Raw genomic sequence first — 14411 nt, forward strand, 5'->3', positions numbered from 1 at the left:
CCGCGCGACCGCCGCGGTCAGCCCACCGGGGGCGCGGTGGGCGGCCGCGACGTACCGTGCCGCTCGGCCGCACCGCTGGCCGGCTCCGGTTCGCCGAAGGCCTGCCGGACCAGCCGGTTCGCCTCCTCCTGCTCGATGCCGGAGGCCACCATCAGGTCGCTCGCCGTGGTCCGGACCTGGGCGATCACCACGCTGCCGGAGAAACCCACCCCCTGGGCGTACGCCCGGCCGGCCTCGCTGACCGCGCGCAGCGACCGCTCGCGGGCCTGCTCCGGCTCCTGGCCGGCGGCGAACTCGTGGCGCAGCAGCCGGACCGACTCGGCGAGGTGCGCCAGCGCGTCCGGCATCGGCTCCGGGATCGGCTCCTCGTCCTCGATCATGGTGACCGAGCGCCGGATCAGGGTGCCGGTGTTACGCATCGCCCGGTCGATCGGGTCGGCCGCCTCGGCGTAGTGGGTCAGCTCGCTGCGCCGGTGCCAGCGCGCCGGCGACAGCGTGCTGGTCTCCTTGGCGCCCTCGATCGCCTCGGTGAAGGTGGCCAGCTCCTCCTTGTTCTCGCGGAGCCGTTCCAGGGCCCGCTGGGCGCTGTCCCGGTCCCGGTCACGCAGCGCGGTCGCGGTGACCTCGAGCTGGTCGGCGAGCAGGTCGAGGGCCGGGCGGGCGGCCCGGTTGATCACCCGGAGCGGGTTGAGCGGCAGCAGGATCGCGGTGACCAGCAGGGCGATGCCGCCGCCGACGAACGCGTCGACGAAGCGGGGCAACTCGAGGTTGTGGGTGGACGGGCTGAGCGTGACGATCAGCACCGCGGTCGCGGCGGCCTGGATCACGATGGCCACGCTGGCGCCGAAGAAGATGGTCAGCACGATGGCCGCGGTCACCACCAGGCCGAGCTGCCAGCCGCCGGTGCCCAGGAAATAGATCAGCACGTCGCCGACGAAGACCCCGACCGCCACCCCGACGATCAGCTCCACCGTGCGGCGCAGCCGCTGGCCCACCGAGGCGGCCAGCGTGCCGACCGCCGAGATCGGCGCGAACACCGGCTGCGGGTTGTGCAGGAACTCGTGCGAGACGACCCAGGCGAGCGCGGCGGCCAGCCCGGCCTGGACCGCCAGGCCCAGGGCCATCCGGACCCGGTGCAGCCGGTCGTGCAGGGTGGCCTTGCCCCGGTGGCGCAGCTCGTTGACCGCCGCCGCGATCCGCGCCGAGTCGATGTCCGTCCCGCCGTCGCCCAGCCCGGCCCGGCGCAGGAACGAGGGGCGGCGGTCCCGGGCAACGGCCATGGCGGGTACTACCCGCGCCGGAGCGGGGCAATCCTCGCAGCGGGCAGGTGGGACGGCCGGGTGGGCGGGTGTGGCGGGCCGGGTGCGGCAGACTCGCCCGGGTGGAGGCACTGATCGACGGGTGGTGCGCCGCGGCGCGCGACGCCGGGGCGACGGCGGATCGGACGGCCCTGGCCCGGGCCGGCGCGGGGTTGCTGGCCCGCTGGCGGGAACCGCACCGGCACTACCACACGATTCCGCACCTGCGGGCGGTGCTGGCCACCGTCGACCGGTACGCCGACCTGGCCGCCCGCCCGCACCTGGTCCGGCTCGCCGGGTGGGGCCACGACGCGGTCTACGACCCGCGCGCCGCCGGGGACGCCAACGAGCGGGCCAGCGCCGAGCTGGTCGGCCGGCTGCTGGCCGGGCTGGGGGTGCCGGCCGCCGGGGTGGCCGAGGTGGCCCGGCTGGTGCTGCTCACCGCCGGGCACCGGGTCGACCCGGGCGACCGCGACGGCGCCCTGCTCTGCGACGCCGACCTGGCCGTCCTGGCCCGCCCCGAACCGGAGTACGACGGCTACGCGGTCGCCGTCCGCCGGGAGTACGCGCACGTGCCCGAGCCGGACTTCCGGGCCGGGCGGGCCCGGGTGCTCACCGCCCTGCTCGCCCTGCCCGCGCTGTACCGCCTGCCGCCGCTCGCGGCGCGCTGGGAGGCCCGGGCCCGCGCCAACCTCACCCGCGAACTCGCCGACCTGACCGCGCCCGACGACCATGATCACGCTCAACCCGGGAAGTAGTGGCCTCGTCCGGGCTCGGATGCCCCTGTTTCCCGGATCGAGCACGATCTTGCGGGACGGACAGGCGCGGGAGCGGGGGTCGGGCGAGGAGCGGGCGCGGGGGTCGGGCGCGGGTCAGGCGGCGCGGCGGGCCAGGTGCTTGGGGCGGCGCAGGTCGGCCGCGCGGAGCAGTCGGACGATCTCGCGGCTCGGGACGACCCGGGCGCCGAGCCAGACCGCCACCGGGAACCGCTCGGCCGGGATGTCGTAGTGGTCCCGGTCGAAGCCGCGTCGGGGCGCGCCCAGCGCCTCGGCGAAGGCGTGCAGCTCGGCGTACGAGACGTCGCTGACCAGGTGTGACCAGAGGCGGCCCCGCCAGGGCACCCGCGGCTCGTCCAGATACAGCATGGCGGCCAATGTAGCCGCTCGGGCGGGACGGGCACCGCGCTAGCGTTCGCACATGGCCGACTCCCCCCTCCTCGCCGACCTGCGGGCCGCCCTCGGCGGCGCCGCCGTGCTCACCGACCCGGACCTGTTGCGGACCCACCGGCGCGACGAGGCCGACCTCTGCGCGGCCGGTACGCCGCTGGTGGTGACCCGGCCGCGCGACACCGAGGAGGTGGTGGCGGTGGTCCGCGCGGCGGCCCGGCACGGCGTGCCGGTGGTGCCGCAGGGTGCCCGCACCGGGCTGGCCGGCGCCGCCAACGCGGTCGACGGGTCGGTCGTGCTGAGCACCGTGGCGATGGACAAGATTCTGGAGATCGACCCGGTGAGCCGGATCGCCGTGGTCCAGCCCGGCGTGGTCAACGCGCGGCTCGCCCGGGCGGTCGCCGAGCGCGGCCTCTACTATCCGCCGGACCCGGGTTCCTGGGAGTCGTCCACCATCGGCGGCAACGTCGCCACCAACGCCGGCGGCATGTGCTGCGTGAAATACGGCGTCACCAGCGAGTACGTGCTCGGGCTGGAGGTGGTGCTCGCCTCCGGTGAGGTGCTGCGCACCGGCCGGCGTACCGCCAAGGGGGTCGCCGGGTACGACCTGACCCGGCTCTTCGTCGGCGCCGAGGGCACCCTCGGGGTGATCACCGAGATCACCGTGGCGCTGCGCCCGGCGCCCGAGGAGTCACTCACCATGGTGGCGGTCTTCGACACCACCGCGGCGGCCGGCGCGGCGGTGGCGGACATCGCCGCACAGGGGCTCACCCCGAGCCTGCTCGAACTGCTGGACCGCACCCATCTGGTCGCCATCGAGGCGTACCGGCCGATGGGCCTGCGTACCGACGCGCAGGCGCTGCTGCTGGCCGCCGCCGACACCGGCGCGCGGGCCGCCGACGACCTGGCCCGGATCGCCGAGGTCTGCACCGCGGCCGGGGCGAGCGAGGTGTACGCGGCCACCGACGCGGTCGAGGCGGCGGCGCTGTTGCAGGCCCGGCGGTCGGCCCACCCGGCGATGGAGAAGTTCGCCGCGGACGCCTTTCCCGGCGGCAACGGCGGGCTGGTCATCGACGACGTGGCCGTGCCGCGCGGGTCGCTGGCCGCGCTGCTGGACGGGGTGGCCCGGATCGCGGCCGAGTGCGACGTGCCGATCGGCGTGGTGGGCCACGCCGGGGACGGCAACCTGCACCCGAACATCGTGATCGACCGGGCCGACCCGGCCAGCGTCGAACGCGGCCGGCGAGCGTTCGACGAGATCATGCGGCTCGGCCTGGCGCTGGGCGGCACCTGCACCGGCGAGCACGGGGTGGGGCTGCTGAAGCGGGACTGGCTGGCCCGGGAGATCGGGCCGGTCGGGGTCCGGGTGCACCAGGCGATCAAGGCGGCGCTGGATCCGGACGGCCTGTTCAACCCGGGCAAGGTGCTCTGAGCGCCGCAGCGCGGCGGGGGGTCCGCGCCCGGCCGCCCGTCGCCGGCGGGAGGTGAGGAAGGGCCCCCGGTTAACGCACGGCCGCTGGCCGGTGACCCGGCGGCCCGTGCTCAGGAGGTCGGTTCGGCCGGGGTCGCCTGGGTGAGCAGCACCAGGATCTCCTCGGCCACCGGCGGCCGTTCCTCGCCCGGGCAGTCCTGCGAGGTGATCAGGCCGGCCGTGGTGAGCAGGCTGGAGGTCAGCGCGTCGATGCAGCTGGCCCGGTACTGCCGGACCTCGTCGGTCTCCCCGGCCAGCCGGGGGTCGGCGAGCAGCGTGTGCAGCCGCCGCAGCCGGCCGGGGTCGAGGGCACCGGTGGAGGTCACCCCGTCGCCGGCGCAGTCGACACACTCCCACCGGCCGTCCGGCTCGACGTTCAGGGTGCGCAGCGGCCCGTCCGAGCCGAGCTTCTGGACCAGGCTGACCCGGTTGGCGCCGGTCGGTGCCACGGGCTGGTCCGACGCGGTCCCGTCGCCGGCGGGTGTGCCGCCCGCCCCGGCCCGGCGGACCGGGCCGATCGCGCAGGCGCCGAGTGTGGCGACCAGCACGGCGGCGACGGAGAGGACACTCAGGCGCGACCAGAGGGGGAAAGCCACGCGGCGGAAACTACCGCACGATGGGAATCGCGGACACCGGCCGACCGGTCGCGGATCGGTCAGCGGGACGACGAGGGCAGCTCGGCGATGTCGCCGTCGCCGCCCCGATCGGCGGCGAAACCGCGTACGTCGGGGGCGCCGAGCCGGGCCGCGTCCGCCGTGGCATCGTCCGGCATGGACTGTGACTGCCGCTCCGCCTCCACCCGCGCCCGGTAGTGGTCCACCTCGCGGGCCCGGGTCGCCGCGTCCCAGCCGAGCACCGCGCCCATCAGCTCCGCGGCGTGCTCCGCCGACTCCAGGCCGCGGTGGCTGGTCTCGAAGGAGATCCGGGTACGCCGGGTGAGCACGTCCTCCAGGTGCAGCGCGCCCTCGGCCCGGGTCGCGTACGTCACCTCGGCGGCGAGGTATTCCGGCGCGCCGGCCAGCGGCGACGCGAGCAGCGGGTCGGCGTCGATCAGGGCGAGCAGCTCCGGGGTGAGCGAGCCGTACCGCTCCAGCAGGTGCTCGACCACCCCGACCTGCACCCCGTGCCGGCGGGCCAGGTCGGCCCGGTCCCGCCACATCGCCGCGTACCCGTCGGCGCCGAGCAGCGGCAGGTCCGCCGTGCGCGACGGGCGGGCCCCGCCCAGCCGGCGGGCCGCCCGGTCCACCACGTCGGAGGCCATCACCCGGTACGTCGTGTACTTGCCGCCGGCCACCAGCAGCAGCCCGAGCATCGGCTCGAAGACCGCGTGCTCGCGGGAGAGCTTGGAGGTGGAGTCGGCCTCGCCGGCCAGCAGCGGGCGCAGCCCGGCGTAGACGCCCTCGATGTCGTCGATGGTGAGCGGCCGGTCGAGCACCGTGTTGACCTGGTCGAGCAGGTATTGGATGTCGCGTGCGCTGGCCGCCGGGTGGGACCGGTCCAACCGCCAGTCGGTGTCGGTGGTGCCGATGATCCAGTGCCCGCCCCACGGGATCACGAACAGCACGCTGGTGGCCGTGCGCAGGATCAGCCCCGTCCCGCCGGTGATCGCCGAGCGGGGCACCACCAGGTGCACCCCCTTCGACGCCCGCACCCGGATCCCGGGGCGCAGCCCGACGTCGTTGAGCATCCGGGACATGTCGTCGCTCCACACCCCGGTGGCGGCGACGACCGTGCGGGCGCGTACCTCGAACTCGGCGTCCGGCGATCCGGCGGGCGCCTCCAGGTCGCGGACCCGGACGCCGGTCACCTCGCGGGCCTGCCGGATCAGGCCGACCGCCCGGGTGCTGTTCACCACCGTCGCGCCCAGGCTGGCCGCCGTCCGGGCCAGGGTGACCACCAGCCGGGCGTCGTCGACCTGGCCGTCGTAGTAGCGGATCGCCCCGGCCAGCCGGTCGCCGCGCAGGCTGGGGAAGGCCCGGCGCGCCCCCTCGCGGCTCAGGTGCCGGTGCAGCGGCATGCCCCGGCCGCCGCCGAACAGCCCGGCGAACGCGTCGTAGGCGGCCACCCCGGCGCCGTAGTAGGACCGGCGGAAGATCCGCGCTGGCAGGTCGCGCAGCCGCTCCCCGGCGGGGAGCGGGACCAGGAACGGGACCGGCCGGACCAGGTGCGGCGCCAGCCGGGTGGCCAGCAGCCCGCGCTCGGTCAGCGCCTCGTGGACCAGGTGCAGCTCCAACTGCTCCAGGTAGCGCAGGCCGCCGTGGATCAACTTGCTGGAGCGGCTGGAGGTGCCGGCGGCGTAGTCGCGCGCCTCCACCAGGGCCACCTTCAGCCCCCGCGACGCCGCGTCGAGGGCGGCGCCGGCACCCGTCACCCCGCCGCCGATGACCAGCACGTCGAACCGCTCGGCGCGGAGTTTGCGCAGGTCGGCAGCGCGGCGCTGCGGGGACAACTGACCGGCGACGGCTCGGGAGACGTTGGGGTCACGCACCCGTCCACGGTAACCGTCCCGGGCTCGCCCCGGCACGCGCCCGCCACGCCGTACTGTCTGTGGGCATGCAGGTCGGTCCCCCGCCGCCGTACGGTCCGCCCGGCCCCTGGGCCCCGCCGCCGGCCCGGTCCAGCCCGTGGCCGGTGGTCGCCGCCGTGCTGGCCGGGCTCTGGACCGTCCCGGTGGTGGCGCTTCCGCAGCTCGCCGGCTGGGGGGTGGACCAGTTCGAGCTGAACGCCGGCACCCGGCTGGTCTGGCTCTGGCCGCTGCTCGGACTGGTCACCGCGGTGCTGGTCGGCGTGCCGGCCCTGCTGCTCGCGCTGCTGCCCCGGTCGGCGGCGGTCCGGGCCACCGGACGGGTCTGGCTGGGCGGCGCGGTGGTGCTCTGCGCGCTCGGCCTGTGGCGGGCGCTGCCCCCGGTGCACCACGAGGCGTACCTGGCCGGGCTGGCCGGCACCGCCGCCCTGGCCGCGCTGGCGCTGACCCGGCTCGCGCGCCGGCGTACCCCCGTCGAGAGCGGTCCGGGCGGGCGGCGGCCGGGCGCGGTGACCCTGCTCGCCGCGGCGGCCGGCCTGGCCCTGCTGCTGCCCTGGCTCTGGGTCGGCGCGCTGGGCGGCCTGCTGGAGACGGTGCTCGCCGGGCTGGCCGCGGCCGCCGTCGGGGCGCTCGCCGGGGCGCTGCTCGACGCCGACTTCTGGGCCGCGTTCAGCGTCGGGGAGCCGCCCCGGCCGGCCCGGCTGGTGCTGCTCGGCGGGCTGGTCGCCGGGGTGGCCCTGCTGCTGGTCGCGGCCGGCACCGGGCACTCCGGGACGCAACTGCCTGCGCTGCTCACCGTGCCACCGGCGGGTTTCCTGGCCGCCGCGCTGCACGCGGCGGCCCGCCGGGCGGGTGACCCGGCCGGGGCCGGGCCGACCCGCTGGCTGGTCGGGCTGGCCGTGCTGGGCCCGTTGGCGTTCACCGACCCGGAGGAGATCTCGCTGCCGCTGCTCACCGGCCGGGACGTGCCCTACTGGACCGCGGTGGCGGCCGGGGTCGGGCTCGCCGTGGCGCTGCTGCTCGCCGCCGGCTACGGCGTGCTGCTGGCCCGCCGGCGGGCGCGCACGCCGAGCCGCCGGGTGGCGGCGGTGACCGTCGCGGTGCTCGCCGCCACGGCGGTGCTTGTCGACGTCGGCCCCGGCCAACCCGGACTGTACGGCGAGCGGCTGCTGGTGGTGCTGCGCGAGCAGGCGGACCTGACCGGCATCCCCGCCGGTGCCGCCGGCCGGGCCGGCCGCGACGTCCGGGCCGCCGAGGTCTATCGCCGGCTGGTCACCACCGCCGACCGGTCCCAGGCGGACCTGCGCCGCCAGCTCACCCGGCTGCGGCTCAACCCGACGCCGTACTACCTGGTCAACGCGATCGAGGTGGACGGCGGGCCGGCGGTACGGGCCTGGCTCGGCCGGCGGCCGGAGGTGTCCCGGGTGCTGATCAGCCAGCGGGTCCGCCCGCTGCCCGCGCCGGCACCGACCAGCCACGGCGACCGGCCGGCGCCCACCGGGCCGGAGTGGAACATCCGCCTGCTCGGGGCGGACCGGGTCTGGTCCGAGCTGGGTGTCACCGGGGCCGGGGTGGTGGTGGGCAGCTCCGACTCCGGGGTGGACGGCGGGCATCCGGCGCTGGCCGCCGGCTTCCGGGGCGGCGACGACTCCTGGTACGACCCGTGGACGCACTCCCGGCGGCCCACCGACCGGGGCGGGCACGGCACGCACACGGCGGGCAGCGCGGTCGGCCGCGACGGCATCGGGGTGGCCCCGGGCGCGAGCTGGGTCGGCTGCGTCAACCTGGACCGCAACCTGGGCAACCCGGCCTACTATCTGGACTGCCTCCAGTTCATGCTGGCGCCCTTCCCGGCCGGCGGCGACCCGCTCACCGACGGCCGGCCGCAGCGGGCGCCGGACGTCCTCACCAACTCCTGGGGCTGCCCGCCGGTCGAGGGCTGCGACTCCGGTGCGCTCCGGCCGGCCACCGCGGCGCTGGACGCGGCCGGGATCATGGTCGTCGCCGCCGCCGGCAACTCCGGACCGGGCTGCGGCACGGTCGCCGACCCGCCCGCGCCGTACGCCGACGTGCTGACCGTGGGGGCGGTCGACCGGCAGCGCCAGGTCACCGACTTCTCCAGCCGCGGCCCGACGCCGGCCGGCGAGGCCAAGCCGGACCTGGTCGCGCCGGGGGCCGAGGTGGTCTCCGCGATGCCGGGCGGGGGGTACGCCGCCCTGGACGGCACCTCGATGGCCACGCCGCAGGTCGCCGGGGTGGTGGCGCTGATGTGGTCGGCCAACCCGGCGCTGGTGGGTGACCTGGCCCGGACCCGGGCCATCCTGCGGGAGACCGCCACCCCGGTCGCTTCGCCGGCCTCCCCAGGGTGCGGCGGGGTGGCGGACGTGGCCGGCGCCGGGCTGGTCGACGCGTACGCGGCCGTGCGCGCGGCCCGCGCCGGGTGAGCCGCTCCCCTCGTCGGTGACGTGGCGCGGAGACTACGGTCAGCCCCCATGAACGTGGAGATCATTGACCTGGGGTCGGAGCTGCTGCCGGCGGCCGTCGACCTCTGCCGGCGCGCACTCGACCTGGCCGAGGACGCCGCAGAGACCCCGAGCATCCTGGACACGCTCACCGTTCGGGCGGCGGCGCACCGGCCGGTCGTGCTGCTCGGCGCGGTCCGCGGACCGGACCTGATCGGGGTGCTGGTCGGCTCGGTGTCGCAGCGGGATCCCCGGCTCGGCCACGTCGACCTGGTCGCGGTGGCGCCGCAGGAGCGCCGCCGGGGCGTCGGGCGGGCGCTGCTGGCCGGGGCGGAGCGGCGGCTCGCCGCGCTCGGCGCGACCGAGCTGCTGCTCGCCGGGAACCCGCCGCACTACGCCTGGCCGGGCATCGACGTGCGCTACACCCCGGCGATCTGCGCCGCGCTGGCGCTCGGCTACACCCAGGACCGTACGGCCTGGAACATGACCGCGGACCTGGCGGACGGCTCGCCCGCGGTGCGCCCGACGGACGCCGCGGAACGCCGGCTGGCCGAGCGGGGCGTCACGGTACGCCGGGCCGAGCCGGCCGACGTGCCGGCGCTGGCGGCGTTCGCGCGGTCGGTCTTCGGCGGCGCGTGGGACGGCGAGCTGACCGGGTCGGTGGGGCGGCCGGACGCGGGTGCGCACCTCGCCGAACAAGACGGCGCCCTGTTGGGCTTCGCCGCGTACGGGTCGTCCCGGCCCGGCTGGTTCGGACCGATGGGCACCGCGCCGGCGGCGGAGGGCATGGGTATCGGTGGGGTGTTGCTGCGCCGGTGCCTGCGCGACCAGCGCGCCGCCGGGCTGCGGTCGGCGCAGATCGGCTGGGTGGGGCCGGTGCCGTTCTACTCCGGTGCCGCGGGCGCCCGGATCGAGCGGGTCTTCTGGCTGTACCGCAAGCCGATCAGGCGGTAACGCCGGGTACGCGAAAGGGCGGACCGCTGACGCGGCCCGCCCTTTCGGCGTCTTGCTGGGGCTGGACTCAGAAGTCCATGTCCCCGCCACCCGGACCAGCCGGGGCGGCCGGGGTCTTCTCCGGCTTGTCCGCCACGACGGCCTCGGTGGTGAGGAACAGCGCGGCGATCGACGACGCGTTCTGCAGCGCGGAACGGGTCACCTTGGCCGGGTCGATGATGCCCGCGGCCAGCAGGTCGACGTACTCGCCGGTCGCGGCGTTGAGGCCGTGACCCGGGTCGATGTTGCGGACCCGCTCGACGACGACGCCACCCTCGAGGCCGGCGTTGACGGCGATCTGCCGCAGCGGGGCGTCCAGCGCGATCTTGACGATCTGGGCGCCGGTCGCCTCGTCACCGGTCAGGTCCAGCTTGTCGAAGGCGGTCTTGCCGGCCTGCACCAGCGCGACGCCACCACCCGGGACGATGCCCTCCTCGACGGCGGCCTTCGCGTTGCGGACGGCGTCCTCGATGCGGTGCTTGCGCTCCTTGAGCTCGACCTCGGTGGCCGCGCCGACCTTGATCACCGCAACACCGCCGGCCAGCTTGGCCAGGCGCTCCTGCAGCTTCTCGCGGTCGTAGTCGGAGTCGCTCTTGTCGATCTCGGCGCGGATCTGGTTGACCCGGCCCTGGATCTGGTCGGCGTCGCCGGCACCGTCGACGATGGTGGTCTCGTCCTTGGTCACCACGACCTTGCGGGCGCGGCCCAGCATCTCGAGGCCGACGGCGTCCAGCTTGAGGCCGACCTCCTCGCTGATGACCTGGCCACCGGTGAGGATGGCGATGTCGGCGAGCATGGCCTTGCGGCGGTCACCGAAGCCCGGCGCCTTGACGGCGACCGACTTGAAGGTGCCCCGGACCTTGTTGACGACCAGGGTCGCCAGGGCCTCGCCCTCGATGTCCTCGGCGATGATCAGCAGCGGCTTGCCCGACTGCATGACCTTCTCCAGGATCGGGAGCAGGTCCTTCACCGAGGAGATCTTGCTGTTGACGATCAGGAGGTACGGGTCGTCGAAGACGGCCTCCATACGCTCCGGGTCGGTCATGAAGTAGGCGGAGATGTAGCCCTTGTCGAAGCGCATACCCTCGGTGAGCTCGAGCTCCAGGCCGAAGGTGTTGCTCTCCTCGACGGTGATGACGCCTTCCTTGCCGACCTTGTCCATCGCCTCGGCGATGATCTCGCCGACGGTGTTGTCACCGGCGGAGATGGAGGCGGTGGAGGCGATCTGCTCCTTGGTCTCCACGTCCTTGGCGAGCTTGAGCAGCTCCTCCGAGACGCTGGAGACGGCAGCCTCGATGCCCCGCTTCAGGGCCATCGGGTTGGCACCGGCGGCCACGTTGCGCAGGCCCTCGCGGACCAGGGCCTGGGCGAGGACGGTCGCCGTCGTCGTGCCGTCACCGGCCACGTCGTCGGTCTTCTTGGCGACCTCCTTGACCAGCTCGGCGCCGATCTTCTCGTACGGGTCCTCGAGCTCGATCTCCTTGGCGATGCTCACACCATCGTTGGTGATGGTGGGGGCACCCCACTTCTTCTCGAGCACGACGTTGCGGCCCTTGGGGCCGAGGGTCACCTTCACGGCGTCGGCGAGCTGGTTCATGCCCCGCTCGAGGCCGCGGCGCGCCTCTTCGTCGAACGCGATCATCTTGGCCATACGGCGTTGTCCTCCTGGACACTCACGGGCCACCCGGATGTGTGCGCCGGATGGGCCGCCTGGTGTACGCACCTTGGGACGTCGCCACCTGGCGACGACGACGTCCTTCGGCCGGGCCGGATAGCCCGCGACGACCGGCCATGTGCCCCACCGGCGTCTCCTACGCCGCTGGAACCGTGGCCCCACCGTCCCGACCATTGGCACTCACCGTACGCGAGTGCCAATGACTTGTTTAGCACTCTCCCTAGCCGAGTGCAAGCACGATGGCTGCCGGTCAGCCAAGTTCACCGGCCAACCGCGCGGTGTCCACCGGCCCTTCCTGCCCCCGCTGCTCCGCGTACGTCACCACGATGCCGACCTGCTGGATCATCTGGACCGGGACGTTCAGCGCGGCACTGATCACCAGCAGCACGACCAGCACCCCGGCGGTGCCGGGCGAACCCCACGGGTCGGCGCCCAGGGCTTCGGTGCCGACGCCCTCCAGCACCGAGACGAGCAGGCTGCCGACGATGACCACCACACCCACCAGGCAGATCCGGCCGAGCATCATGCCCAGCCGGTCATGGAACATCCGGAACGACCGGCCGATCGGGTTCTCCCGCTCGTAGACGTAGACCGGGGCGGCGAGGCTCAACGCGAAGGCCAGATAGATGCCCGGCAGGAAACAGAAGCAGACCCCCACTCCTATCAGCAGGCCGACCAGCAGGTTCCAGCCCCAGAGGCCGAGCGCCCGGCGGAAGCCGTAGCGCAGCGCCGCACCCAGCGTCACCTGCTCGCCCAGCGCCTGCCGGGTGACCGCCCACGCACCGCCCGCCCAGCCGGCGGCCTGGACGAGGCCGAAGAGCAGGGCACCCAGGCCGATCACCGCCGCGAAGGTACCCACCTCGGCGAGGAACCCCGGGGGCAGCGGAGTGTTGCCGTCGGGAGTGGTGACCAGTTGCTCGCCGTCCGGCGTGAGCAGCAGGGAGAGCACCGAGATCACCAGCGCCGGCACCGCCTGGGTGATCAGCAGCAGCGGCACCAGGATCCGCCAGCTGCGGCCCAGCACCGCGAGCCCGCGGTTCCACCAACCCTCCAGGCCGCCACCCGGCGGATTGACCAGCGGGTCCTGCGGATTCCAGCCGGCACCGGCCGGCCACCCGCCGTAGGGCGGCACGGGCCCGCCCGGATAGCCGCCGTACCCCGGCGGGGGGTTCCCGTACGGCTGGCCCGGCGGGGGGTTGCCGTAGGGCTGGCCCGCCGGGTGGCCGCCGTACGGCTGCCCGGGCGGGTAGGCCCCGTGCGGCTGGCCCGGCGGGTAGGCCCCGTGCGGTTGGCCGGGCGGGTAGGCCCCGTGCGCCTGGTCCGGCGGGTAGGCCCCGTGCGGCTGGTCCGGCGGGTGGCCGTAGGGCTGGCCCGGCGGGTAGCCGCCGTAGGGCGGGTAACCGGGCGGGTAGCCGCTGGGCGTGGCCGGGTTACCCGGCAGCACTCCGGTCGGCGGGAACACCGAGCCGCCCGGCGCTGCGGTCGGGTCGGACGGCAGGGGTGCCGCCGGTTCCGCCGGGCCGGGGCGACCGGGACCTCCGGAACCGGGCTGACCGGACCCGTCCGGTTCGCCGGGGGCGGCTCCCGGTGGGGGCTGGTCGGACATGAGGCCTCCTCAGCGACAAGGGCTGGAACGGCTCATGATCTTCCCTGGTGCGGGGTCGGCTCCGCAGCCCCCTTTCGGGGGAGCCGCCTGGCGAGCCGCCACCTCGGGGCCCGGCGAGGACGCCTTCGCGCCGCGAGGGCCCGGCAAACTGTCGCGGAGCCGGCCCCGGCGGCGTCGGGCGGCGGCTCAGGCGATGACGCGGACCCGCTCGGCCTGCGGACCCTTCTGCCCCTGGGCGATCTCGAACTCGACCCGCTGGCCGTCGTCGAGTGCCTTGTAACCGTCCATCTCGATCGCGGAGAAGTGGACGAAGACGTCCTGCCCGCCGTCGACGGCGATGAAGCCGTAGCCCTTTTCGGAGTTGAACCACTTCACGGTGCCCTGTGCCACGGTGCACTTCCTCACTCTGCGCGGCGTTCCACAACCCTCGGGACACCGGTCGGGGCCGGCACCCGGGGACCACCGTTTCCGCGATCATCGACGGTCGCTGAACCGGTGACCGAAATCGCACGCTACACGAGGCGTGACGGCGGCGCACGACCACAAAACGGGCGGAAAGGACCGTCTCTGCCCCCGTCCCACCGGCCTGCGGTTCGCTGCGGTATGCATGCGGCATGATGCGCGTTCCCGCCGAGCCGGTCGCCGTCCGCCGGGTGCGGCCGGAGGACGCCGCCCGGATGCGCGCGCTTCGGCTGGAGATGCTGGCCGACGCCCCGCTGGCCTTCCTGGAGACCCTGGCGGAGGCCGCCGCGCGGCCGCACGAGGCGTACCGGGCGCGGATCGCCGCGGTGTCGACCGGGGACCGGACGGCGCAGTTCGTCGCCGACCCGGGCGGCCGGCTGGTCGGGCACGCCGGCGGCATCGCCGCCCCGGCGGAGCCCGGGCTGACCGTGGTGTACGCCGTCTACGTCACGCCCGCGCGCCGCGGCAGCGGCCTGCTCGGCGACCTCGTCGAGGCGGTCGCCGACTGGTCCCGGGCCAGCGGACGGCCGGAACTGATGCTGGAGGTGGTGGTCGGCAACGACCGCGCGGTCCGCGCCTACCGGCGGCTCGGTTTCACCGACACCGGCGTCCGGGTCCCCCACCCCACGGTGCCCGCCCTCCGCGAGCTCCAGATGCGCCGGGCCGCCTGACGCCCCGGCGCACTGCCCCGCCGGCAACCCGACGCCGCCTGCCGCTCCGGCGACCTGCCGCTGCGGCTGCCTGGCGCTGCGGC

General features: G+C 75.4%; 12 protein-coding genes. 5 read left to right on the plus strand and 7 right to left on the minus strand.

What is annotated here, in order from left to right; translation table 11 throughout:
* Window positions 1-17: 17 nt before the first annotated feature.
* A complete protein-coding gene (locus tag K7640_RS14600; protein WP_222955345.1) occupies window positions 18-1280 on the minus strand; it encodes an aromatic acid exporter family protein in 1263 nt (420 codons plus the stop codon).
* A 101-nt stretch (window positions 1281-1381) separates the two neighbouring features.
* Between K7640_RS14600 and K7640_RS14605 the strand changes: the two genes are divergently transcribed.
* Window positions 1382-2056 carry a metal-dependent phosphohydrolase gene (locus K7640_RS14605; RefSeq protein ID WP_222955346.1) on the plus strand — a complete coding sequence of 225 codons (675 nt, stop codon included), beginning with the start codon at window positions 1382-1384 and terminating at the stop codon, window positions 2054-2056.
* A gap of 114 nt (window positions 2057-2170) precedes the next feature.
* Here the strand turns inward: K7640_RS14605 and K7640_RS14610 are convergent, their stop codons facing one another.
* Window positions 2171-2443, minus strand: a complete 273-nt coding sequence (locus K7640_RS14610; protein WP_222955347.1) for a DUF4031 domain-containing protein — start codon at window positions 2441-2443, stop codon at window positions 2171-2173.
* 52 nt (window positions 2444-2495) lie between these two features.
* Between K7640_RS14610 and K7640_RS14615 the strand changes: the two genes are divergently transcribed.
* Window positions 2496-3896 carry an FAD-binding oxidoreductase gene (locus K7640_RS14615; protein WP_222955348.1) on the plus strand — a complete coding sequence of 467 codons (1401 nt, stop codon included), beginning with the start codon at window positions 2496-2498 and terminating at the stop codon, window positions 3894-3896.
* A gap of 110 nt (window positions 3897-4006) precedes the next feature.
* Here K7640_RS14615 and K7640_RS14620 read toward each other — a convergent pair whose 3' ends face one another.
* Window positions 4007-4531 carry a hypothetical protein gene (locus K7640_RS14620; RefSeq protein ID WP_308042558.1) on the minus strand — a complete coding sequence of 175 codons (525 nt, stop codon included), beginning with the start codon at window positions 4529-4531 and terminating at the stop codon, window positions 4007-4009.
* Window positions 4532-4590: 59 nt separating this feature from the next.
* Window positions 4591-6423: a glycerol-3-phosphate dehydrogenase/oxidase gene (locus K7640_RS14625; protein ID WP_222955349.1), complete on the minus strand. Its 1833-nt coding sequence runs from the start codon at window positions 6421-6423 to the stop codon at window positions 4591-4593.
* A gap of 65 nt (window positions 6424-6488) precedes the next feature.
* Here K7640_RS14625 and K7640_RS14630 point away from each other — a divergent pair, with 65 nt between their 5' ends.
* Both K7640_RS14630 and K7640_RS14635 read left to right on the plus strand, forming a co-directional pair.
* On the plus strand, window positions 6489-8903 hold the full coding sequence (locus K7640_RS14630; RefSeq protein WP_222955350.1) for a S8 family serine peptidase: 2415 nt from the start codon (window positions 6489-6491) through the stop codon (window positions 8901-8903).
* A gap of 48 nt (window positions 8904-8951) precedes the next feature.
* A complete protein-coding gene (locus tag K7640_RS14635) occupies window positions 8952-9875 on the plus strand; it encodes a GNAT family N-acetyltransferase (protein WP_222955351.1) in 924 nt (307 codons plus the stop codon).
* A gap of 67 nt (window positions 9876-9942) precedes the next feature.
* Here K7640_RS14635 and groL read toward each other — a convergent pair whose 3' ends face one another.
* The 3 genes from groL to K7640_RS14650 form a co-directional block, all read right to left on the minus strand.
* Window positions 9943-11565, minus strand: a complete 1623-nt coding sequence (gene groL / locus K7640_RS14640; RefSeq protein WP_222955352.1) for a chaperonin GroEL — start codon at window positions 11563-11565, stop codon at window positions 9943-9945.
* A 274-nt stretch (window positions 11566-11839) separates the two neighbouring features.
* Window positions 11840-13195 carry a hypothetical protein gene (locus K7640_RS14645; RefSeq protein ID WP_222955353.1) on the minus strand — a complete coding sequence of 452 codons (1356 nt, stop codon included), beginning with the start codon at window positions 13193-13195 and terminating at the stop codon, window positions 11840-11842.
* A gap of 186 nt (window positions 13196-13381) precedes the next feature.
* Window positions 13382-13585, minus strand: coding sequence for a cold-shock protein (locus K7640_RS14650; RefSeq protein WP_067305333.1), 204 nt, complete (start codon window positions 13583-13585; stop codon window positions 13382-13384).
* A 224-nt stretch (window positions 13586-13809) separates the two neighbouring features.
* Here K7640_RS14650 and K7640_RS14655 point away from each other — a divergent pair, with 224 nt between their 5' ends.
* Entirely contained in the window at window positions 13810-14328 is a 519-nt protein-coding gene (locus tag K7640_RS14655; protein WP_255608997.1) for a GNAT family N-acetyltransferase, read from the plus strand.
* The last annotated feature ends 83 nt before the right edge of the window (window positions 14329-14411 follow it).

It is taken from the genome of Micromonospora sp. PLK6-60, from assembly GCF_019890675.1.
GTDB lineage: Bacteria > Actinomycetota > Actinomycetes > Mycobacteriales > Micromonosporaceae > Micromonospora.